Genomic DNA, 23,277 nt, shown 5'->3' on the forward strand with positions numbered 1-23,277 from the left:
CCGGCCGACACTTCGAAGCGATCCACACTCCGCAGATGCGAGACGCCAAAGAGCGAAGCACCAATAGAAGCAGGAGCTTTGGAATGTGCGACCAGCGGTCGCACCTACCTGGCATGACAACCCTCTCAGGCAGCCGGGACCACCATTCTAGCTCACTTCGCCTTGTTTCATTCTCGAAATCGAGCGGGTTAGCCCGCTGGTGCGTGGCTCTTATGTAACAAACTCTGTAAAGCTCGAAGATAAAGATAAAAACCTAAAAAGGCGGATGTGCAGGGAGTTCGTCGAAAAACGTCGGCCCGGCGGGCCAACTTACTGCAACGACGCCCCTCTCACAAATGCGGGAACTCCCAAACGATTCGCTTCGATTAGTTACCCACCTGAAACCCGGGCCCCCGGCCTGGGCGGCGACTCCGTGGTAAAAAATGCGTTCTCGAGCGCATCACTCCAGAAACTCACCGCCTCGAAAAAAAGGGCCGGCTCGTCGTGAACCGACCCCCCTTCGTGGTGTGTCGTATCGCGGGATGGTTCCCCAATCCCATCCGTTGCCGAATTATTGCAGGCCGACGTCCTGGTTGATCGTCGGACTACCGTTCAGCCACACCGAGCTGTCGCTCAGTTCGTCGATCCAGTTGTTGAGAATGACCGAATTGGCTTCGACCCGCGTGTCGCCCCAATAGCCTTCCGGATAGGGCGGACCCCAGGACCCCTGCGAATCCCAATCGGCATTGATGTAACTCACGGCCTTGATCACATCGCGGTTGTCGTGGATGTAGTCGAAGAGGGGAACGAACCAGGCGTTCCAGAGCCCGCCGGCGCTCAGGTTCTGTTGATTGCCACCCGCTTGCCCGTCCCAGACCGGGCTGATGTTGCGATTGGTCAGGACATTGATGTCGTAACCCTGGGCCGTCGATTCGGCGATCATCACCGCTTTCTGGTGGCTGCGTGCGAAATCGAGCACATCGTCGGCCAGTTGGCGCTGGGTGGCCGGACTGCCACCCACCGGCGGCAGTTCCTCGGGAAGCAGGAACCACGACATGCCCACCCAGTCCACGTAGTCGTCACCGGGATACCAGTCTCCGATGTTCTCGAAGGTGCCCTCGATGACGTCGTCGATCGGCGATGCGGAGGACTGCCAGACATAGGCCACGTTGTTCACGCCGCGCGCGCGCAACCCGTCGACGATGCGGCGGTAGGCCGCGATGTAGACGGACCTGTTTTCGTAGCCGTTGTTCCACAAGCCGTCGAACTCGTAACCGATGCGCAAATACACGGCGACGTTGGGAATCGCCTGGAAGAAGTCCGCCAGTTGGTCGATTTCGGCCTGACGTTGGCCGTTCGCCAATTGGTTCAGGCAGCCGCCACACCAAATGTTGCCGTTGTTGCCCTCGGCGATGTTCAATCCGATCTGGAGGGTGGATTGCGGCCAGCCTACGGCGGCGTTGTAGGCATTCAAGGGGCCGCCACCCCAATCGACGTCCACGTTGTTGGGTTGATCTTGCGTGTTGAAGCCAAGCGCGCCGTTGACCACGCCGTTGGCGCCGGAATCGTTGAGAATCTCATAAAAGGCCACGTAGGTCGTGATGCCGCCAGGCGTGGGCGTGCCCGACGCGTTGGCGTATTGCGACACGCTCAGCAGGTCCTGGCCCAGGATCATCAGGGTTCGTCCGTCGACCGGGGCCAGGTAGGTTCCGGTTCCCGGAGAAGTCGATACGGTGGCGGTGGTCTGGTCGCTGGAGGTCGCGCCCTGATTGTCGGTGACCTTCAGGGTCACGGTATAGGTTCCCGCCGAAGCGTAGGCATGGCTGGGGTTGGCCGAAGAACTGCCCTGGCCGTCGCCGAAGTTCCATTGGTAGGACGCGATGGTTCCGTCGGGGTCGTTGGAACCGTTGCTCGAGAAGGAGATACCCTGACCCGGCTGGCCTTGGTAGGGGCCGTTCGCCTGGGCGACGGGGGGCTGGTTACCTCCCGACGTGGTGAAACTCGCCACCAGGGAGACTCCCGAAAAACTCCGGTAGGCTCTGATGAACACGTACCACCGACCGCTGTTGGGGCTGGAGACGGAACAGGTCTCGTTGTTGCCGTTGAGGTACGGCCGGCAATCGTACGAGCCGGTCGTGGGTTCCTGCTGGAAGCGGGTATAGAGATCGGCATCGCCGCTACCGCCGGAGATGGAAACCTGGAAGTCGCTGGCGTCGCCGGGAAGGTCGATGTAGTACTGTAGCCAATCTCCCTGACCCGCGGCCAGGCCGCTGACGGGCACCCCGTTTTGGAGGGCGAGCGGACCGCCGGTGCCCGTGACGGTGACCGTGGCGGTATCGCTGGCCGATGCGTTTTGGTTGTCGGTCACGGTGAGGGTTACCGTATAGGTTCCTTCCGCCGAATAGACGTGGGAGGGATTGGCGCCGCTCCCCGTATTGCCGTCGCCGAAGTTCCACTGATACGAAGTGATGTTGCCGTCGGGGTCGTTGGAGCCGGCGCTGCTGAAGGCAATCGCGTTGCCGACCTGCCCACCGTAGGGACCGTTCGCTTCGGCAACGGGCGGCGTGTTGGACGACCCGCCGTCGAAGGACGCGACCAGCCGCACGCCCGAAAAGCTGCGGTAGGCCCGCAGGCTCACGTACCAGCGGCCCGCACTGGGGTTGGGTTCCGTGCAGGTTTCCTGGTTGCCGCTGGCGTAGGGCCGACAGGCGTAGGTATCGGTGGTCGGTTTCTGGTCGAAACGCGTGTAGAGATCGGCGTCACCACTGCCACCGCTCATGGCCACCACGAAATTCGTGGCGCCCGCCGGGATGTCGATGTAGAAATCCAGGGTCTCGCCCTGATTGGCGGATAGGTTCTCGACCGTCACGCCATTGTGCAATTCGGTGTCGGTCACCGGTGGTCCGCTTCCACCGTGGAGATAGCGGCTGTTCTCCCCATAGTTGTTCAGCCAATGGTTCAACACGCCGCCGCGCACTTCCACGCGAGAGTCGCCCCATTCCGGGCCCCACCCGTGGGCCGGCCAGTTGGAATTGATGTAGGCGAGCACGCGGACATCGTAGGTGTCGATGAAGTTGTCGAGCTTGTCGAGATATTCGATAAAGCCGGATTCGGTGTCGCTGAAAGGGGCTTGTACCGCCGCCTCGGCAACCATCAGGGGTTTGCCGCGACCTTGGGCGAATTGAATGGCTTGTGCGAGGTTGGGATCCACGTCCTGACCCTGGCAATTGAAGGTGCCGTTGACCTCGAGACAGATATCGTTGTTGAACACCGAGAACGCGACCCAGTCCACGAAGGAATCGCCCGGATACAGCCAGCGCGTGTCGTTGAATCCCCGAACGGGGTGATACACGAAATCCACATTGCCGACACCATTGACGTTGCGGAGGCGATTGGCCACGTAGTTGTAGGCGTCGATGTAGGCCTGGCGATCCAGCTCCGCGATGGCATCGGGGTTCTCGAACACGTTGATCCCGCTGTTCGCCATCTGGTTGACCCAGTCGACGACGAACTGCTGGCCGCGATAGGCGAACAACATCAGGCTGACCTCGTAACCGATGCGCAGGAAGAACTTGGTGTTGGGGCGGGCTTTCATCAGGTCGGCGAAGTCGTCGATCTGTGCATCCCACTGGCCCGAATTGATGTCGCTCATGGCTTCCCAAATGGCGTCGGGGTTGAATCCGGCGCCATTGTCGTCCACCATCTGTCCGTAACCGCCGGCCGCGGTATTGTCCTTGAAGCTCAAGGCGACGAGGGCGTGGTCGCCGTGTCCGTTCTGAATCACCCAGTCAAGGAAGGCGGCATTCGGGTTGTCGTCGCCCTGCTCGATGACCCCGAGGTAAAAGGTCGCGTAATGGGATGAGCCCTGGGGGGTGAGGCCAGTCCCATTGAGGTAGCCGGAGTACTCGCTTTGAAAGGTCTGTCCGACGAGGACCCGGGTCTTTCCGGGACCCGGGTCGAATTGGGCGGCGTAGCCGGCGACATAGGCCACCAGCAGACACCAAAAAATCGAAGCATTTTTCATCTGGTTCTCCTCAGTAATTTTCTGAAATGAAAGAAGGCGAATACTCGCCAAAACGAAACAAAAAAACGAAGACTTGTCTGAAACGAGAACGAAAGCAGGTAAAAAGACGATTTTTAGGCGATCGGGAACGATCGAGACATAAGTCAGGCCACAGAGATCGGAACCCAAAAACAAGGAGTGTAAATCGGGTGTAAAAATATTGTAAATGTTAGCGCTAACGGAAAGTCAAACATGCAGATCACATTTTGTCAATCGTTTTCGCCGGTTTTGTGTTAGCGCTATGATTCTCGCTTGTCAGCTTTTCCCTTTTGGCCAAATTCCGGCTTGTCTTTCATGACCCCGGGTGGGGATTTTTTCAAGCTTGCATGCGGGGAAATCCCGTGAAAACGCGCGCCATGGGCACAACCTCCCGAGTGTGGCCCGAAATCGATTGTTCGAAACGTAACTCGGGTTACGCCGAGGCCGGCTGTTCCTCCATCGTAGGTGGTCGTCACGAAGCTATGGAGGTTCGCCATCTTCGGCCAAGGGAAGGACGTCCTCACCCACGTGGCGCGGCACACGCGGCATCGCGAAGTTGTCACGACCGAACGCGTCGGGCAGGAGATTTCGCGTCACGGTACCCGATTCGTGTCCTGGTCGCTCACCACACCCAGACGTTGATGCTGGCCGGGCCCAGCGGCGTTTGGTACCCGTGCCCGAATTCCGGGACCTCGAAATCGGCGATGCGCACCTTTTCGTCGGTCTCGTTGTTGTCCGTCAGGTCGAGGTAGCTGAGCTGGTAGTATGTGGCCGGAAAGGCCGCGCCCTCCGGAAAGTTCAAACGGATCGGGATCGGCTCGTCCAGGTTGAGGTTGAACATCACCAGGGCGCCGCCGCTTTCGCCGCGAAAGGCGTAGGAGGCGAGATCCCGACCGTTCTCGAAGGCACCATTCTCCCAAACCACCCCGGGCCACTCCGGCAGGCGGCCGCGGTGGCGGGTCACCAACATGTCGCCCTGCAAGGCCATGTTACAGAGCTGTAGCGCCAGGAAGGTCGGGCGATCCAGCCGTGGTTCGCTGAAATTGCGCACGGCGCCCCACAGCAACACGGATTTTTGGTCGGCGCGACGGAAGCTGTATTGGCCCAGGTTGTAGAAGCATTGATCGCGGATGTCCAATTCCGCCAACAGGTTGAGCATGTGGAACGCCATACCGATGCCGGCCCCGGCCGAGGGGGTCAGGCGGTCCAGCCACGCCTGGGTGATCTCGCCCTCGGTGGTGTGCAGGTTGGTCTCGTAGACGCAAAGCGGAACGGGGTGCCCCGAGCCGTGCAGCATGTCGTGATTGGCGCGCATCATGCCGTCGCGGGTTTGGGTGCGTACCTCCTCGAACAGCTCCGCGAAAAATTCGCGCGCGCTGTCCGGCTCGTCCTCGTCGAAAGCGAGGTAGGGCGCGAGGGTGAAGGCGTCGTGCGCCGCGCTCTGCGCCTGGATGGTACGGTTTCTTTCGCCCGTGATGGGCTGGCCGCCGAGAATCACCTGATAGCGATCGGCCCGGTAGTGGGGTGACTGCCGGGCCCGGGTGAACAGCCGCAGGCCCCGTTGCCCGTAGGCTGCCGGATCTTCGAAGGTTCCGCCCCGGAAGGTGGGGTTCCAGGCCTCGTTGCCCAGTTCGAGGTGAATCTTCGGGAATGTCTCGATCCAGGGTTGCCTGAAGCCTTGGCGGCGGCGCAGGGAACCCATCGCGGTGTCGTCGGCACCGCCGAGATAGGCCAACAAGCGGGTGATCTCGTCCTCGGAGAAGGTGATCGGCAGGATGATCCAGGGCTCGGCTTCGATCTCGCCGCAAAGCGCCAGAAAATGGTGGAGCGGGTAGCTGATCGGATCGGGCTCCGGCGACCAATAGCTGTAACCGTGCATGCGGCGGCCGAAGGGTTCGGCCAGGAGGTTGTCCAGGGTGTCGCCCATATGGCCGATGTGGTAGCGAAGGATGCCCGGTCTCAGGTCGTGCAGGGCCGCGACCACTTCTTTCCGGAACGCGGTCGGGTTGGGCGGGTCTTCGGCGCGCGGCAGGCGGACGAGCGACACGTCGTCGAGCAGCACGTCGCCGGTCTCGACTTCGAAACTCAATTCGAGACTGCCGGATCGACTGTCGCGTGCGATGGTGAACGGCAGGTGAAACCGCTGCCAGGTTTCGCCGACCTCGGTTTTTCGTTCCAGCCAGGGTCGCAGCGGTTCGACCAACCGCTGAAAGGTGACGCCCAGTTCGGCCGGACCGGAATGCGATCGCGCCGAAAACGAGAGCCGGTAGTTGCCGCGCAGGCCCAGGAAGGGTCGATCGCCCGCTTTCAGGGTATCGGCCATGGCGCGCACCACCGCTTTGCCCGGTGGTCCCGGCGATCGCAGGCGCAGCGACTGGCGACCGGGTGAGTCCGGCCGGGCCTCACCGGTTTCCGTGGTGATGCGGCCGCCGTTCTCCGCTTCCGCCCACCAACCGCGATGACCGTCGCCGTCGCGACTCATGCCCAAGATCAGGTGATCGCCTGGCGCGAGGATCAAGTCTCTGGTGGACAAGGTGAAACGGCCGGGACGTCGGTCCTTGCCCGCTTTGAAATGGGCGATGGTCCCGGTTTTGCCGAGGGCCGCCCCGTGAATGACTTCGAAGGAGGCGCCGTCCCAAAAGTTCTCCGGCCAACCGGAAGCCGGCGGACTGGTCGAGAACCAGCCGGCCCCGCTCGCCGCCACATCCACCACGGATCGAAATTGCCACCCCTCGAAGCCTGGATTCAGGGAGACCAGGTTCCGCAGCACCTGTTCGGGTCCCCAATAGGGTTGGCCGGTCATGTTGATGCCGAAGCGCTTGACCTTCGCGACCCGCACCTCGTCCGTGATGTGGATGTCGATGGCGTCCTGTTCGGGTTCGAGATGCGCGGTGGTCGGTTCGCTGCCGAATTGGCAGCTCGCGCAGAGCACCAGCGCCAAGATCGGCATCGGGCAACGGCGAAGGCCGGAGCCGCGCGATTGGCGACGCCGGCGTGCTTTGCGTTGGAAAGGGAAGGAGACCAGAAACATGATTCAACTCCGGCGCGAGAACCTGCCGGTCAGCTTGGCGGACATCGAGCGAATGCGGCCACGTTCTTCCTCGTTGAAAAAGAACCAGGAAGCGAAACCGCTCAGCAGGCAGTAGGAGATACCCGCCGGGATCAGCAGGCCGAGCGTGATCCAGCGGTTGTCCAGGTAGGGTGCCATCAGCGGTCGGAACGGCAGAAAGACCAGGCCGCCGATCAGGTAGGGCACCAGGCCCGGAATCATGGCCTCCTTGAAATGCTGCCATTGGGAGATGTGGAAGCGCAGGTTGGCGTAGACGAGGTAGATGATCGAGGCCAGCAGTTGCGAGCCGCTGACGACGATGGCGAGGGTCACCGCCGACCAGCCCGACTCCAGGTAGAAGGCGGCCGGCAACATGACCGCCAGGACCACTGCGTGAATCAGCGGGAACAGCAATTCGCGCTGGGGCTGGCCGATGCCCTTGAACATCGAGCCGGCGGGGCCCGTCAGCGTGTGGAGGTGGACCGGCAGCGGGAAGAGACTCATCAGCAACACGGCCAGTTCGAATTTAGGATCGTTGCCGACCCAGGCGGCCATCACCGCGAACGAAAACCACACCATGAAACCCATGATGATGCCGGTGATCAGGCTGGTGTAGCGCGATCCGTCGAGGTAGAGCCGACTCAGGTCGCTCGGATCGCCGCCCTGTTCCAAATGGGTGGCGGCCGGGAACAGCGCGTGGTTGATGGCGGCGGGAATCGCGGTGGCCATGCGCGGAAATTTCTCGCCCAGGTCGAACAGCGCCACGGTTTCCACGTGGAGTTGGAGTCCGGCGATCAGGCGCTGAACGGAACCCAGGAACATCGAGAGCAGGCCGGTGAGCTGGACGATGCCGCCGAACCGCACGAAATAGTTCACGAACGAGCGGTCGATGTAGCCGAAGCCGATACGGAACCCGGGCAGGGCGCGATAGGTCAGCCAGGCGTAGGTGACGGTCGTGAAGATGTAGCGCGCGGCGAAGGCGTAGAGCAGGGCGTAGACACCGAAATCGAGCAGGAACAGCGCGATCACCAGGACCCATTCCAGCATGAAGGAGGCGATGTAGACGCTGCGTTCCGCCACCAGTCGATTGAGCCCGGTGAGCACGTACTGAAAGGCGCCGAAGGTCAGATCGAGCATGAAGACGGCCATGGTTCCGAAAAACAGGATGAAGGCCGTCTCGTGGAGCTCGGGCGCCACTTCCAGTTCCCGAATCAGGTAGGGCATGCCGAACCAGAGGCCGACCAGGGACACCGCGGCGCCGGTGCAGGTGATCGCCAGGCCGGTGGAGATCAGGCGGTTGATGCTCGTGATGTCGTCTCGTTTGAAAAACACGCCGACAAAGCGGATGTAGGCGTTGGAAATGCCGAAGGCGCCCATGCCGAAGTAACCGATCAGCATGAAGCACATGCCCCAGATCCCCAGGGTTTCCAAAGAGATGAACACCAACGAAATCGGGGGGATGAAAATTCGCGTCACCAGGTACAGCGCGTTGGCGACCATCGAGATCATCACGTTCTTGGAGAGCGAATCGCCGGACGGTGCCGCATCGGCGGCGGGCGGTGCGTCTTCCGGTTCGGGTGGTTCGGGGTGGGGAATGTCGTCGGATGCGAGGACCTGTTCCTGGAATTCGGGGTGAGAGGCGCTGCTCTCGTCGGCATTCAAATCACGAGGATCGCCGGCCATAAAGCCCTCTCATTTATACTCGATAATCTTGCCGCCGCGATTGCGCATGCGGTTTAGGTGGTACTGGATCTGGCCGCACATCACGGGCATCCACACCAGGTGGGCGTGCATGCCGTAGAGCAGGAGGGTGCCGAAGGGCAATTTGCGCCAGCGGTTCTTGGTGATGTTGCGCGCCACCAGCACCGCGTAGCCCAGGGCGATGGGGATCAGGGCCCAGAGCTTCAGCAGGGCCAGCAGGGCGATGGCGGCACCCATATAGACCAGTGACTGGACCCAGTTGTGCTTGCTCTCGCGGCCGAAGGTCTCGCCGGCGGTGAGCTTGGCGACCTCGGCGTAGGCGTGGCCGGCGCGGTAACACCGCTTCCAGTAGCCGGCGAACTTGGAGATGTTCAGGTCGTGCCCGGTCATCATGGCTTCGATGGTGTAGATCTTCCAACCGTTGCTGCGGATGCGATGGCACAGTTCGGGTTCCTCGCCGGCGATCAGATCTTCCTTGTACCCGCCGGCCTGTTCCAGGGCTTCCTTGCGCATCACCGTGTCCCCGCCGCAGTACTGGCTGTAACCCGGATGGTGGAGCCACTCCAGGTCCAGAATGCGGTTGTAGATCGAGGCTTCCGGGTGAATCTCCTTGCGGAACCCGGAGACCGCCGCCACGTCGTCGTGTTCTTCGAGGAACGCGGCCGCCTGGCTCAAAAACGAGGGCTCGACGATGGTGTCGCCATCGAGGAAAAAGAGCAGTGGCGCCTGGGCCGCACCACAGCCGGCGTTGCGCCCCTTGGCCGCGGTGGGCTTGTCCGTGTCCAGCTCGATCACGCGGGCGCCCAGTTTTTGCGCCTGGTCCACGCTGGCGTCGGTCGAGCCGCTGTCCACGTAGATGATTTCGTATTGCTCGGGATCGAAGTCCATGTCCTTGACGGACGTGATACAGCGAATGAGGCGTTCGCCTTCATTGCGGCCGATGATAATCACCGAAACCTGCACAATTCACCACCTTTGGCTTGGCCGCAAACGCGGCTCCCATGATATCGAGGATCGAAGATACCCCACGGTGGGGTGCCACACGCTACCGCCGGGGTCCGGCGCGTACCGGCGCCTTGACGGCATCGTCGTGCGCGGTGCGATCCGTGCGGGCCGGGCACCGCGGTCGGGGTGGGCGTGCCGTTCACTTTGCGACGTTCCCGCTGACCGCGGTCTTGGCGCCGGCGGTCTCGCTCTTCCCCAGAAGGCGTTTCAGGTCGGCGCGCAGGTCGAGCGCATCGCGCAGGGCGTTGACGACTTGACGGGCCAGGTGGAAGCGGGGGTTGCCGCCCTCGTACTCCACGATCGCCTTGGAAATGTAGCCGCCCGCGAACAGCGGCAGGTCGTTGGCGATGATGGCGCACTTCTTGACGCCCAAGCCGCGCAGAATGGTCATGCCCTTCTTCAATTCGCCCGGGTTGTTGTTGGGGGAGACGACCAGGATCACCACGTCCGAAAGTTTGCACAGCAGTTCCGCTTCCGAGTCCTTCAGCAACGGCGGGGCGTCGACGACCAGCAGGCCGGTTCGCTCGCGTAACTCGACCAGCAGGCGCCGCAGTAGCTGCTCGTTGGAGACCGAATCCTTGAGGTGGTGCTTGGCGAAATGCAGGAACTCGTTGCCCTGGGGCGAAACCCGGAGTTTGAGTCCGAAGAGTTGTTCCAGTTCGGGATCCAGATCCAGTTCCTTGGCCTTGAGTCCCCATCCCTCGGTGCGGTCCTGGAGTTCCTCGCCGCTGCCCGAGATCTCGATCAACGAACCGGGCCGGCTCATCCGCTCGAGGTGGGTCATGCAGTTCAGGGCGATCGAAGTGACGCCGCACCCGTGTGAGAGCGACACGACCGTCAGGATGTCGCGCCGGTCATCGGAACTCTTGGGGGTGAAGATCTTGGGGAAGAAGCGGCGGAACTGGTCGGCGTGGTAGCGTTCCGGCGCGTCGCGCAGCAGTTGGCCCGTGTCGTCGAGGTGCTCGACGTGGGGCAGGACCCCGGTAACCGGCGAGCCCACGATCTGGGCGATGTGGCGCGGATCCACGATGTTCGGTTTGAGGAAATCCAGGGCGAAGGCCAGGAACAGGCCGGCCGCGAAACTCAAGCCGCAGACCGCGATCAGCAGCAGCTTGCGCTTGTCCTTCTGGGGGCCGAGCGGCGAGGTCGCCCGCGAATTCTGGCGAATGCGGCTGGGTGCGTTGGATTCCAGCGAGAGATCGTCGATGCGAGACTGGATGACCTGGATCCGTTCCTCCAGGTTGGCCAGCTCGACCTTGGTCTTGGCGGCACGCAGGAAGTCGGTGGTCGTACCGATCAGCAACTGTTTTTCCGATTCCATGCGGGTCTCGAGTTCGCGTTCGGTGTTGCGGCGGGTGATCAACGAGGCTTCGGCCTCGGCCAGTTCGACCTGCTGCTCGATATCCATCCGGCCGCCGTAGATGTTCTGTGCCTCTTCACGCGAGGTTTGCTCGGCGTTTTCCAGGCGTATGCGGGCCAATTCCAGGCGTTCCACCATGCGCACGTATTCCGGGTGATCCGGCTTGTAGACCGTCTGTCCCTCGCGAACCGCGGTCTCCAGCTCCCGCAACGATTCGCGAATGCTGCTGATGCTGCCGTCTTCCTGCACGTACTGGCGGATCATCGGATCGATGCCGAGTTCCCGTTCCTTGGCGCCGGAAAAGGCCAGAGCCTCGTACTGGTTCTCGGCTTCGAGGCGGTTGATGTAGGCTCCGTTGAGGGCGTCGCGCAGGAAGGCGATGTTCAGGTCGTGGGGGTTGGCCTCTTCCGCGAAATTGTAGGTCCCCAGGTTGCGGGTGTACTGGGCCAGGCGCTCGTAGGTCTGCTGCAGTTCCCGTTGGCGCAGGTCCAATTCTTTTTTCAGGAACTCGATCCGGTTCAGGTTCTGGCCCCGCTCGCGGGCCTTGTGGCGTTCCAGGTAGGCGTCGGTGACCGCGTTGACCACCACGTCCAGGTCGCGCTGGACCGTACTCTCGGCCCGAATCGTCACCAGGTGGGAATCGCGAACCGGGGCGACGTTGAGCATGCCGCGCAGCAGGCGCAGGGTGTCGCCTTCCTTTTCACCGGGCGTCAACTGGGCGTTGGGCAGATCCATCTTCTCGATGGCGTAGGTCAGGGTTTCGTCGTTGACGATGTAACTGAGCTGGGTGTTCACGTAATCCGTGTAGGCCACCCGCGATGCGAACCGCTGTTCTTCCTGGAACACCAGGATCCGCGATTGGGTTTCGCCGATTTCGATCACCGCCTCGGCCTGGAAACTGGGTTTGACCTTCAACATCACGGCCATGCCCAACAGGAAGGTGCCGGCGATGCCGCACAGCACGATCAGCCGCAGGTGGCCCAGGACCGTGGCGATCGGGTGGATCGGTTTGAGTTGGAATCCTTGTTCGTCCGCCATAGCGTCGCCGTATCCTTAACGTTTCCCGGAGGTGCCGCCACCGTCGTCGGCAATCGCCTCGCGGATGACCAGCAGGCTGGTGAAGGGGCTGATGGCGCTCAACAGGTACTCGAGCCGGGCCAGGTTCTTGCGCCGCACGTAGAGGATGTCGCCATCCCGGAGGAGGAAATTCTTGCTGTAGTCGCCGCGGTAGAAGGCGCCCATGTTGATTTTGGTGACCTGGGCCTGACCATCCACCTGACGGATCAGGGCCACGTTGCGCTTCTTGCCGTCCTCGGTCAGGCCACCGGCCTGCATCAGCGCGTCGAGGAACGACATGTCGGCCGTGATTCGGTAGACCCCGGGATCGCGAACCTCGCCCATGACGTAGACCAGCGGGTCGCGTACGTCGGGGATGTACACCACGTCGCTGTTGGTGAGCGCCAGGTTGAGCGACATGTTGCCGCCGACCAACAACTCGTTGAGGTCGACCCAGATGATCTGGTCGCTGCCGCGAATCACGGCGCAGCGTTGCAAATGGTTTTCGCGATCGCCGGCGGGAATGGCTCCGGCCAGGGACAGGGCCTCCAGCAGGTTGGGGCGTCCGCGAAAGTTGATCATGCCGGGGTTGCCCACCCGGCCGAGCACGAACACCCGGTTGTTGTGGTATTCGCGAATGCCGAAATGGACCAGCGGGTTCACGTACCGTTCCGCGAAGGCCTCTTCCAGGATGAGTTGCGCTTCCCTGCGGGTTTTTCCGGCCAGCTCGAGCTCGCCCAGGATCGGAATCGCGATGTGACCGGTGGGATCGATCAGGTGTTCTCCCGAGACCCGTTCGTCGCTCCACATCCGCACTTCCACCAGGTCGCCCGGGCCCATGCGGTAGGCTTCGGAAACCGAGGCGTTCAGGCTCTCGATGGTCATTTGGTCGGCGAATTTGGTGAAGGCCGGGCGCACCGCCTTTTTGAACGAACCGTCGTCGTTTTCGTCCCCGAATCCAAAACAGGGGATCGCGGCACACAGGACCGTGATGACCGCCAACATACGAATGAGGCGTGATGACATGGTGGGTTGCATAATCATACCGGGGGCGCGGGCAGGAAGGTCGACAAAGACCTAGGCCTTCGCGCTTTCCATGGAATCGTGAATGTCGCAGATCCGGTCGAAACGCGTGATTTGCAGCAGCAGCCGGACTTCCTGGCCCACGTGCACGAGACGCAGTTTCTTGTTGGCCTTGCTGCTCATCTTCAAGGCGGACACGATCACGGAAAGACCTAGAGAGTCCATGAAGTCGCATGCCTGGAAGTCCAGAATGATCAGGTCCGTACCGGAATCGAACGCTTCGTTGACTTTCTTGCGCATTCCGGACAGGGCGGCACCATCCATTCGCTTGGGCATTTCGATAATCACTGGTTCATTGGCCATAATTGGGATCGTCCTTTCACCCGGGGCATGTGCATGCCCTAAATTCTGAGTTCTCGGGTTGCATGATTGAGAATGCCTAATACTAGATCGAAAACGGGATGGGAATCAACCAAGGGAAAGCCGGGATTCGACCTTTCTGTCGGCGCCCGGATTTAGGGGCGAAAGCGGTGTGCTCCGGGGATCAGGGCCTTGAAAAGCAGCCGCAGATCTTCCTTGAAGGATCGTGTCGCATTGTAAAAAATGGCGGTGGCGAGAATTTCGTCGCGGCCGTTGTTTTCCTTGCCGAGCTGTTGCACCATGCCGGTGCAACCGACCTTGCCCTTGAGCAGGTCCTCGCGCCATTCTTCTTCGAGCCCTTCCAGGTCTTCCCTGCGAAGCGGCGGATTGCCCACGAAACCCAAATGGCCCCTGGCGATGTCCAGCAGCGACGGCAGCACGTCCAAGGCGAACAGGCCGAAGTTGAAGCGGTGCCAGCGGCGCCACTGGAAGTCGTATTCGCCGCGCAGGTTCTGTTTGACCGGGTGGCGCAGGATCGTTTCGGTCACCGTCCAGCTTCCCCGGACCAGGCGATGCAGCACCGACAGCAGCAGGATCGGCACGAACATCAGGATGGCCAGCAGAATGGCGAGCGTGCGTTCCAGGCCCATGCCCCAGGGGGTCGGTCGGGTCAGGTCGCCGAGGATCGAGGGATCGTCCATGATCAACGAAGACTTGTTCTCCAGGTCCAGCACGAAGTTGCGGCACACGTACTTGCCTTCGAAGCTGGTGTTCTCGCCGATGTAGGTGCCTGGCGCCACCACCGAATTGGCGATGTGGGCACCGCTCTCGATGAACGAGGCGTCGCCGATGAAGGCGCCCGGGCCGATGTGGGCCGAGCCCTTGATGAAGGCACCGTCGCCCACCAGGGCCGGAGCTTCCAGGATCGCCCGGGACGAAATGTGGCAACGCCGGCCGACGCGCACGCCCTCGTGCAGCTCGGCGCCCTTGATTTGGAGGTAATCCGGGTGTTCCTGCAGGACGCGGTTCATTTCTTTATAGTCTTCCACCGACGAAATGCGTTGGTTGAACGCCTCGACCGTGACGCGCTCGATGTGCGGCAGGTGTGCCAACGCGGCTTCACACAGGTCTTCCATGAAGGCCGCCTCGGTTTTTTCCAGCAGCCTGTCCAAGTCCTCGAGCGTCAACAGGATGACCGGCAACTGCCGCGCCTCTTGGCCGTCCTCCCGCTTGCGGAAAAAGGCGGTGGAGGTGTCGATCTCGGCCGGGAAGTCGAATCGCATGACCGTGGCACCGTCCACGAGCAGGATGCGATCGCCCATGCCCGCCAGGTTCTTGCGGATCAGCGACGGCAGATCCAGGAAGTCGGGATCCAGCGAGACGGAGACGTCCGTGCCCCAGCGCGCGCCGCTGCCCACCAGTTGCTCGGTTTCGCGGGGGCGGTCGCCCAGGCTCAGGCGAATCGACTTGAAGCCGCTGTCGCTCAGCCACTCCAACTGGTGTTCCACCAGGTAGCGGTTGCCGACGCACAGCAGCGGCAGCGGCAGCATTTTGGTCAGGCTTTGGGCCGTGCGTTCGGCACGGTCGTGGATGAGTAAGCTCGAAACCCCGCGATCCGTGATTTCCAGGGGCATTTAAGAGGCTCCTTTTCCGAGAATTACCGCGGGAATCGTCTTGAGCAACAGCTTGATGTCGTTCCACAGAGACTCGTTTTGAATGTACTCCACGTCCAGTTTGACCTGGTCGTCGAAGGGGATGTCGCTGCGGCCGCTGACCTGCCAGATGCAGGTGATGCCCTGCTCGGCTTCCAGTCGGCGTCGCTCTTCGGAGGTGTAGAGGGCGACCTCGCGGGGCAGGGGCGGACGCGGGCCGACCAGGCTCATGTCCCCGCGCAGGACGTTCCACAATTGCGGCAGCTCGTCGATGCTCAGTTTGCGAATGATGCGGCCCACCGACGTGATGCGGGGGTCGTTTTTCATCTTGAAGATCACGCCGCCGGTGCTTTCGTTTTGCTGCATCAGTTGATCTTTCATCTTGTCGGCGTTGACGACCATCGAGCGGAATTTCCAGAACTTGAATTCGCGTCCGTGGCGGCCGATGCGGATCTGGCTGTAGAAGGCCGGGCCGCCGTCGCGTTTGATGATCAGGATCAGGAAGATGAACAGGGGCGAGAGGCACAGCAGCAGGAAGGAGGAGGCGAAGATGTCGAAGATCCGTTTGAGCCAGTAGAAGGACCCGGTTCGCATCTTCAATATATACTTGCGCCACATCACCTTCAGGACCATCAGGGCCGAGGTTCGATTGCCGTAGGTTTTGGTCAGGGTCCGCAACAGGCGATCGTGTTCTTCGGGTTCTGGTCGCGCGTCTTTCATGGTGTCAACCTCAGATCGTCGGCGCTTGCACCCGCTAGGCGGGTGGGGGTACGGTGGTTGCCGGTGAAACGCGGGGCGCGGTCCCGTTTCGGCCCGGCCGCGGCGGTACGGTGCGATGTACCGGAGTGGGCCGATGGCGATGGGGACGAATCATGGAGCCGAAGGCTGGACCTGGGTTTCACGGGATCACTCACTGATCGATTTTGGCTTTCGCATGCGGCAGCTTTTCCGGGTGCTTGCCAAAACGCATGACGTGCCATAAGAAGACGAAATTTCCGATGACGTATCTTTTCCACAGTCGGCCGGGCTCTTGAATTAGACGGAATAACCACTCCAGGCCAAGCTCGCGCATCCATATCGGCGCTCTGGGTATTCTACCCGAAACAAAATCGAAAAGCCCACCCACGCCCATGGCCAAATTGACGGTCAAGTTGGGCCAGTGGGTGTCGATCCACCGCTCCTGACGGGGAACGCCCATGGCCACCAGCAGGATGTGTGCACCGGAGGCGTTGATTTCCTCCACCACGGCGGGCATGTTCTCCGGTTCCACGAAGCCGTGGCGGTAGCCGCAGATGCGCAGGTCGGTATAGGCGGCGTTCAGGTTTTCCACCATGGCGTCCACCACGCCCGGCTGCGCGCCGAACAGGTAGATCCCGATTTCCGTGCCCTGGATCCGTTCGCACAGGGCGGGGAAGAGGTCGGTACCATTGAGGTTGTCCTTCATCTGGGTGCGCAGCAGCTTGCAGGCGACCTGCAGCCCGATGCCGTCCGGGAAGATGTAGTCGCTGCGTTCGAGGATTTCGCGGTAATCGGCCTCGCGGATGGAGATGTTGATGCAGTCGGGATTGACGAAGGCGATGCGCTCGTGCTTCCCGACGCGGCAGTGATCGATGATCTGGTCCAGGGCTTCCGGCAGGGTTTTGTTGGTCATCTGCAGGCCGAACATGTCCAGGGTATCCGGCGCCTCGACCTTGTCTTCCGGCGCGGTGCCCAACAGGGCCGCGGGCACGGCGCGGGCGGCCTTGCCCATCTGGGTCTTGAGATCCGCCCGTTCGGTATCCTCGACGGCCAGCTCGGCCTCGCTGGCGAAGGCGATGTTGGTCCGGGACTTGATGAAATAGGAATGGACCAGGCCCGGCCTGGCGTCGAGCCGGCGCAGGAAGCGCGTCGGCAGTTGGCGCGCCTGACCGGGTTCCAGCGGCGCGGGCCCCACCAGGCTCATGTCGCCGCGCCAGACGGCCCACAGATGGGGCGATTTGGCGACGATCGGGCTGTTGAACAATCGGACCAGCAACCCCCCGGGAAGTTGGGTGGCCTCGGCCAGTTTGAAGGTCCGGGCGCCGCGACCCATGACCTCGCGCCATACCAGCCAGTCGTGCCCCTTCAGCTTGGCGAGCAGGTAGTGGGCCAGCCAGAGCGGCCACAACAACAGCAGCAGCAGCAGGCTCACGACCCAATCCACCACGCGGGACAGCAGGCCGACCGTTCGAAAACGCAAGCGGGAAACAACGACTCTGAATTTATTGAAAGATGCGCCCATGATCTCACTTTGGGAGGCGAACTGAACCATGTGGAACTCTTTTTCAGGGAAAAAAAGAGGGGGTGTGGGAACTCTGGAAAAGGACGAACATTTGGAATCGCGACAACCTGAATAAACCACGTTTCTTTCCATGGCGTCAAGCCGTCGCCTCACCGGTTTTGCACCCGTCCCGCGCGAGGCCGTCGGGAGGGTGTCCCGTCAGCGACGCGGCCGGGCGCGCACCGCGTACTGAAGGTAGAGGGTATCGCTTAACCAGCCCAGGGTCATGAGGTTACACAGGCGTTCGAAACGGCTGGTGGACTTGTTGATGCCTTCGATGACTTCGATGTCGTAGTCCTGTTCGTCGAACATTTCGAGAATGCTGCTGTGGGTGAAGAAGCGCAGGTGGGTGCGGTCCAAAATGCCGGCATCCTCGTAGCGCCATTGTTTCTTGACGACCAGTTTCCACATGGTTTCGAAATGGCGCACGTTGGGAATGGAGGCGGTGATCACGCCTACCGGGGAGAGCTTCGATTTGATGAAGCGAAGGACTTCGTAGGGGTCGACGAGGTGTTCCAGGACATCGTTGAAAATGATGCAGTCGAAGTGGCCGTCAGGCAGGTCGTACAGCGAGTCGGGGGCGCCGCCCACCTTGACGTTGTCCAGTCGGGTGCGGGCGATTTCGGCGGCCTCGGGGTCCAGCTCGATGCCCCAGTATTCACAATCGTATTTGTCCTTGACCTGTTTGCCGAAGGTTCCCGCGCCGCAGCCCACATCGAGGAAGGTCTTGGCTTTGGCGGGCAGGAAGTCGAGCATTTCGGTGCGCGGATGTTCGAAGTACATTTCCGGTTTGTCGGAAATTTGTTGAGGGATTGCCTCTTGGCTCATGGGTGAAGCCTCCGTTGGGTTCCGGTCAGATGCGTCGTCCTGGCGACGGCGCACGCCTCGACCGGATGGCGACGTGGCGGTCGCATCGAGCCGAATCGAAGCGGATGTTTTTCCGGATGGCCAAGATTATAGCAGGGGCCATGAACCGTCTCTACACGATTATCCCGAGCGCTCGAATTGGGGGTGGCGGAGGGATAAATTTCCACCACGGAGGGCGCGGAGGACCCGGAGGCCATGGGGTTCGGATGCGGGCCGATCGCCTGCGGTATCCGACGAATCGGTCCGGAGTACGCAGTGGCGGCTCCTCCTGGTTTTTGGCGATTGGGCGCCAAGGGGGTAACCAACCGAAGCAAAAAGCTAGGGCGTTCCCGCATTTGAGAGGGCGGCGCCATCACGGTAGATGCCGGGCCCGCCCAGGGCGCTGCGCCGACTCTTCGAAGTAACCAATCTCCAAAGTCCCCGCATCACGAGAGGGGGCGAAAGGCCTGTAGGTTGGCCCGCTGGGCCGACACATCGAAGTAACGTATTCAACGGTAGTAGGTTACGCCAAAGAGCGAAGCGTTTCGTGTTTGCAGTCACGCGTTCATCGAAGCCCGAACCCGCGAGAAGCCCGCATCACGAGAGGGGTGCAAGGCCTGTAGGTGGAGCAGCTTGCTCCACCAATCGAAGCAAAGTAACTCCATATTTTCAAACTCTTTAAGAGCGAAGCGCTTCGAGCTAACAGTCACGCGTTCATCAAAGCCCGAACCCGCGAGAAGCCCGCATCACGAGAGGGGCGAAAGGCCTGTAGGTGGAGCAGCTTGAGGCTGTGTGAAAACCCTGAATTCCCTCGTTTCGGCCTGCACCGGTTCTTTTTCTTCACCGGCCGTTCCGGCCGTTCCGCAACTTAATCCTTATCTTGTTGGCTTTGGGGTGATGGTTTCTGTCTCCTTTTTCTGGTGAGGTAGCACCTGATCTTTTAATTAGCTTGGTTAAAACAACTTACAACTCAGTCGCGGTATTATTCTTACAGAGCTTCCATCAGTCTTTCTTGTCCCATGATGTTGAAGAACCTCTTCATGTTGTAGGCCAGGGCCGCCAAGTTCATTTCTGTCCTCACGTTCTCCATTCCTTTCGTTAAGAAACTCCCATACTGGAAGCTCGCCTTTAGCACCCCAAACGGATGTTCCACCAGCCCTTTTCGGGCCTTTTGCAGGAAGCCCTTTTTCTTGCTCTCCCGCTCTAACTCCTCGATTTGATCTTCATATGCGCTTCTCTCGATCTGTCGACCGCTTTTTGCGGTGGTGCATTGATCTCTGAGCGGGCATCCTTTGCAAGCCTTCGTTTTATAGATGGTTTTCGCTTGTTCTGAGCTCTTCTTTTTCAAGGGCTCCAACACCTCTCCGTTCGGGCACGTGTAGGTGTTCGCGTCCCTGTCGTAAACGAATGCCTCTTTCGTGAATCGACCCGATGTCTGCTGCCGGGTTCTACAGGGAGGCACCCTCGGTGTAATCCCTTCATCCAAACACTTCGCCATTTCCTGATGGCTGTAATATCCTTTGTCCGCTACAACCTCGCACTTTTCGATCCCCAGATTTTCCTTTGATTTTAGGCTGATCCCACTCAACTGGTCTTTATCGTTTCGCGCTTGGTTGACATCCACCGCCGCCACCAGCTTGTGCTTGTGATCCACTCCGATTTGCACGTTGTAACCCACTGTCTTCCCATGCCTTCCCCTCATTGCACGGGCGTCCTCATCTGTAAGAGATACCTGACTATCTTGGCTCTCCTTCAACCGAGTTTCGGCCTCCTTCAATTCCTCCTTTTGCTCCGTCAACTTGCGGATTTTTTCTCTCAGCTCTTTCTTGGTCGCCTTTTGAACCTTTGCCTCTTTCTCGTCCTGCTTGGTCAGCTTTTCCAGGTAGTCTTCGATGCGTTCTTCGATCTGGCTTATCACCTTCGCCAAACGCGAGGCATTGAAGTTCCGTGCCTGGCTGTTGACTGCTTTGAACTTGCTGCCGTCAATACCGAGCAATTCACAGCCGAACAATTGGTTCTTTTTGCAGAGTAGGGTGAACTGGCGAAATACCCCAGCGATCCCCTTTTTGTTGTTCTTGCGAAAATCGGCAATCGTTTTGAAGTCGGGTTTCAGACCACGCATCAGCCACATCAGCTCTACGTTCCGATGGGTTTCCTTTTCGAGGCCTCGACTGGAACGTATCTTGTTGAGATATCCGTAGATATAGAGCTTGATCAGGTCCTTGGGATCGTAGCCAGGGCGCCCGGTTTTTTTAGGTTCGGAACGTACGAATTTAAGTTCTTCCATGTCGAGCGAGTCGACAAAAGCATCAATAAACCGAACCGGATTCTCCTCAGCAACAAAGTCGTCCATGAGGGGAGGAAACATCTGGGTTTGATCACGAGGAGTGCCTGAAATGTATCTCATAAAACACGGATACCTCACTTGTTTTAAAAGACTTATAGCACAAAATTGCGCAAAAATAAACGTAAAATACTGATAAATATACATGTTATGAGTTTTCACACAGCCTCAGCTTGCTCCACCAATCGAAGCAAAGTAACTCCATATTTTCAAACTCTTTAAGAGCGAAGCGCTTCGAGCCAACAGTCACGCGTTCATCAAAGCCCGAACCCGCGAGAAGCCCGCATCACGAGAGGGGCGAAAGGCCTGTAGATTGGCCCGCTGGGCCGACACATCGAAGTAACATCTTCAGCAGTAGCAGGTTACGCCAAAAAGCGAAGCGCACTCTTTCCCCGATCGTACCAAAGCGGAGTGACCTGCTAGCGGAGTCCCCGCATACGGACAGAGACGTCGTGCCTGCAGGTGGAGCAGCTTGCCTCACCGGCCCTGCTCCACCAGTCGAACCGACCAAACCCAAATCGAAATCAATCATCGGCAGATCCAGGGGCCCCACTTGCCCGCTTCGCTCTTTTCGCACTCTATCTCGGGAAGCCTGGGCTGCTACGAAGTGTCGGCCGGGCCGGCCAAGGTACCCCGCCGACTCTCAAAGAATGCGGGAACTCCGGGGTACCTTCCTGGTTTCCTTCGTTCCTGGCTTCCGGCCTGGCTTCCGGATTTTATCGTTGGCGTGCGACGCGCCTTCGGGTTGGAAGCGACATTCACTCGTGCAGGGAATGGACGTCATGCATCACCACCGATTCCATGCCGATGCTCCTGGCTCCGGTTTTCGGCTCGGATTCCGGCAGGTGGCATCGTCTTTCCTATTCCAGCAACCCTTCCAACGCGAAGGCCAGGTCGGCTGCCGACTGGAACCGTTTCCCCGGCGAACGGGCCAGGCAGCGGGTCAGAATGCGGGCGAGCGGGCGCGGTAACTCGGGCGTATCTTTCCCGCTCGTCTCGAAGTCCGGCGGATCGTCGCGCAGCAGGGCAACCAGCGTTTCGGCCGGCGTCGTGCGGGCGAAGGGCGCGCGACCGGTCAGCATCTGGGCGAACACGCAGCCGAACGAGAACAGGTCGGCGCGGGCGTCGCCGTCCTCGCCGTCGAGCACTTCCGGGGCGCGGTAACCCCCGGCCAGGGAGCTGAGACGCAGGGCGGTCAGCCCGCGCCGCCAGGGTTCCTCTTCGCGAGCGACCCATTGGCGCCGCAACAGGCCGGGTCCGAAACCCGTCAACCGCAGGCCCTCGCCGGTCAGCAGAATCCAGCGCGGGCGTAAGTCGAGATGGTAGAGATCGATCTCGGCCAAATTGCCGAGGATCTCCACCAGGGCCAGTCCCATGGTGATCGCCTGCTTCATGTCCAGCGGGCCCTGGGCGAGCCGGCGGTCCAGCGGGTGGCCGTCGGGTTTGCGCGCGACCAGGTAGTGGTCGTCGTGGGCGTTGTGTTCCAGATGGGGCAGCACCAGGCCGTCCGGACTCAGGGCGGTACATTTCTGTAGATCCTGGATCAGGCGCTCCCGGATCGTCTCCTCCAGGTTGGGCAGGGGCGAAAGCAGCACCTCCTGGCCATCCGCGTCGTGCGCCAGGAAGGTGGACGGTTCGCCGCCGTCGTCGATGCGTCGTTCCAATCGGAAGGGACCCCACTGGTGGCCCACCGCGGCGCGGGGCCGGCCGCGATCGGATGGCGCATCGGGTTCGGTCGGTTCGTCCGGAATCTCGAAGCGGTACCCGATGTCGCGAATCGTTTGGATGAAGGTCGGGTGGGGTGGATCGGGTTCCACCTTCTGGCGCAGGGTGTTGATACAGCGGTCGACGCTGCGCGAGGTCACCACCAGGTCGGTACCCCAGACGTGGTCCATGATCGTGTCGCGGGTCAGGGCGCGGCCGATGTTGCCTGCGAAAAACTTCAGCAGGTTGAATTCCTTGGGGGTCAGCGGTGTTTCCGTGCCGCCGCGATACAGTTTATGGCTCGAGAGGTTCAATTCGTTGTCGCCGAAGCGCACGATCTCCGGGATCTTTTCGCGCCGCCGTTTCAGGATGCCCTCGGCGCGGGCCAGCAATTCGCGGATGCTGAACGGCTTGGTCAGGTAGTCGTTGGCGCCCAGGTTCAGGCCGCGCACGATGTCGTTTTCCGTGCCCTTGGCGGTCAGGATGATGATCGGCATGTCCAGGCCGGCCTCGCGAATGCGCTTGCAGACCTCGTATCCGTTGAGGATGGGCAGCATGATATCCAGGACGATCAGGTCGGGTCGTTCGCGGAGGGCGGTTTCCAGCCCGCTCTGCCCGTCCGAGGCCGTTTCCACGCGGTAGCGCTTGAAACGGAAGTTGTCCTTGAGTCCGCGGAGCATGGTGGGGTCGTCTTCGATGATGAGAATCCTCTGTTCCGTCATGCAGGTCCTCTTCGAGTGGGGTGCCGGCCCACGTTACCATGATCCGAACGATGGTTGGAATGCCCATCGCCGGTTCGTCGTTGCTCCGATGAATCACTTGATTCCCTGTCGCCCCTGTTTTAGCGTTGGGGCGAG

Annotated in this window: 13 protein-coding genes; all 13 read right to left on the reverse strand. The window is 60.7% G+C overall.

The window, feature by feature from the left end; genetic code table 11:
* Window positions 1-550: 550 nt before the first annotated feature.
* Entirely contained in the window at window positions 551-4,003 is a 3,453-nt protein-coding gene (locus J3U87_RS23365; RefSeq protein ID WP_237378195.1) for a PKD domain-containing protein, read from the reverse strand.
* A gap of 640 nt (window positions 4,004-4,643) precedes the next feature.
* The gene (locus tag J3U87_RS23370) at window positions 4,644-7,052 is read right to left on the reverse strand and encodes a hypothetical protein (protein ID WP_237378196.1); all 2,409 of its coding nucleotides are present in this window, start codon (window positions 7,050-7,052) and stop codon (window positions 4,644-4,646) included.
* Between the two features lie 3 nt (window positions 7,053-7,055).
* A complete protein-coding gene (locus J3U87_RS23375; RefSeq protein ID WP_237378197.1) occupies window positions 7,056-8,753 on the reverse strand; it encodes a hypothetical protein in 1,698 nt (565 codons plus the stop codon).
* Window positions 8,754-8,762: 9 nt separating this feature from the next.
* Window positions 8,763-9,734 (reverse strand): glycosyltransferase family 2 protein, encoded by a 972-nt coding sequence (locus tag J3U87_RS23380; RefSeq protein ID WP_237378198.1) that lies wholly within the window; start codon window positions 9,732-9,734, stop codon window positions 8,763-8,765.
* A gap of 181 nt (window positions 9,735-9,915) precedes the next feature.
* Window positions 9,916-12,174 carry a hypothetical protein gene (locus J3U87_RS23385; protein WP_237378199.1) on the reverse strand — a complete coding sequence of 753 codons (2,259 nt, stop codon included), beginning with the start codon at window positions 12,172-12,174 and terminating at the stop codon, window positions 9,916-9,918.
* Window positions 12,175-12,189: 15 nt separating this feature from the next.
* On the reverse strand, window positions 12,190-13,218 hold the full coding sequence (locus tag J3U87_RS23390) for an SLBB domain-containing protein (RefSeq protein WP_237378200.1): 1,029 nt from the start codon (window positions 13,216-13,218) through the stop codon (window positions 12,190-12,192).
* 51 nt (window positions 13,219-13,269) lie between these two features.
* Window positions 13,270-13,578, reverse strand: coding sequence for an STAS domain-containing protein (locus tag J3U87_RS23395; protein WP_237378201.1), 309 nt, complete (start codon window positions 13,576-13,578; stop codon window positions 13,270-13,272).
* A gap of 152 nt (window positions 13,579-13,730) precedes the next feature.
* Window positions 13,731-15,209: a sugar transferase gene (locus tag J3U87_RS23400; protein ID WP_237378202.1), complete on the reverse strand. Its 1,479-nt coding sequence runs from the start codon at window positions 15,207-15,209 to the stop codon at window positions 13,731-13,733.
* Window positions 15,210-15,947 (reverse strand): sugar transferase, encoded by a 738-nt coding sequence (locus J3U87_RS23405; protein WP_237378203.1) that lies wholly within the window; start codon window positions 15,945-15,947, stop codon window positions 15,210-15,212. It abuts the gene before it with no gap.
* A 190-nt stretch (window positions 15,948-16,137) separates the two neighbouring features.
* Entirely contained in the window at window positions 16,138-17,517 is a 1,380-nt protein-coding gene (locus J3U87_RS23410) for a WecB/TagA/CpsF family glycosyltransferase (RefSeq protein ID WP_237378204.1), read from the reverse strand.
* A 168-nt stretch (window positions 17,518-17,685) separates the two neighbouring features.
* The gene (locus J3U87_RS23415; protein ID WP_237378205.1) at window positions 17,686-18,354 is read right to left on the reverse strand and encodes a class I SAM-dependent methyltransferase; all 669 of its coding nucleotides are present in this window, start codon (window positions 18,352-18,354) and stop codon (window positions 17,686-17,688) included.
* Window positions 18,355-19,360: 1,006 nt separating this feature from the next.
* Window positions 19,361-20,779 carry an IS1182 family transposase gene (locus tag J3U87_RS23420; protein WP_237377403.1) on the reverse strand — a complete coding sequence of 473 codons (1,419 nt, stop codon included), beginning with the start codon at window positions 20,777-20,779 and terminating at the stop codon, window positions 19,361-19,363.
* A 797-nt stretch (window positions 20,780-21,576) separates the two neighbouring features.
* Complete coding sequence (locus J3U87_RS23425) at window positions 21,577-23,142, reverse strand: response regulator (RefSeq protein ID WP_237378206.1); 1,566 nt, start codon at window positions 23,140-23,142, stop codon at window positions 21,577-21,579.
* Window positions 23,143-23,277 lie beyond the last annotated feature (135 nt).

Source organism: Sulfidibacter corallicola (assembly GCF_017498545.1).
GTDB classification, from domain to species: Bacteria; Acidobacteriota; Holophagae; order Acanthopleuribacterales; family Acanthopleuribacteraceae; genus Sulfidibacter; species Sulfidibacter corallicola.

Bases quoted from the DNA above. Each gene is read 5' to 3' on its own strand.
- J3U87_RS23365 (WP_237378195.1), bottom strand. From the start codon at position 4,003: ATGAAAAATGCTTCGATTTTTTGGTGTCTGCTGGTGGCCTATGTCGCC.
- J3U87_RS23370 (WP_237378196.1), bottom strand. From the start codon at position 7,052: ATGTTTCTGGTCTCCTTCCCTTTCCAACGCAAAGCACGCCGGCGTCGC.
- J3U87_RS23375 (WP_237378197.1), bottom strand. From the start codon at position 8,753: ATGGCCGGCGATCCTCGTGATTTGAATGCCGACGAGAGCAGCGCCTCT.
- J3U87_RS23385 (WP_237378199.1), bottom strand. From the start codon at position 12,174: ATGGCGGACGAACAAGGATTCCAACTCAAACCGATCCACCCGATCGCC.
- J3U87_RS23390 (WP_237378200.1), bottom strand. From the start codon at position 13,218: ATGTCATCACGCCTCATTCGTATGTTGGCGGTCATCACGGTCCTGTGT.
- J3U87_RS23395 (WP_237378201.1), bottom strand. From the start codon at position 13,578: ATGGCCAATGAACCAGTGATTATCGAAATGCCCAAGCGAATGGATGGT.
- J3U87_RS23400 (WP_237378202.1), bottom strand. From the start codon at position 15,209: ATGCCCCTGGAAATCACGGATCGCGGGGTTTCGAGCTTACTCATCCAC.
- J3U87_RS23405 (WP_237378203.1), bottom strand. From the start codon at position 15,947: ATGAAAGACGCGCGACCAGAACCCGAAGAACACGATCGCCTGTTGCGG.
- J3U87_RS23410 (WP_237378204.1), bottom strand. From the start codon at position 17,517: ATGGTTCAGTTCGCCTCCCAAAGTGAGATCATGGGCGCATCTTTCAAT.
- J3U87_RS23415 (WP_237378205.1), bottom strand. From the start codon at position 18,354: ATGAGCCAAGAGGCAATCCCTCAACAAATTTCCGACAAACCGGAAATG.
- J3U87_RS23420 (WP_237377403.1), bottom strand. From the start codon at position 20,779: ATGAGATACATTTCAGGCACTCCTCGTGATCAAACCCAGATGTTTCCT.
- J3U87_RS23425 (WP_237378206.1), bottom strand. From the start codon at position 23,142: ATGACGGAACAGAGGATTCTCATCATCGAAGACGACCCCACCATGCTC.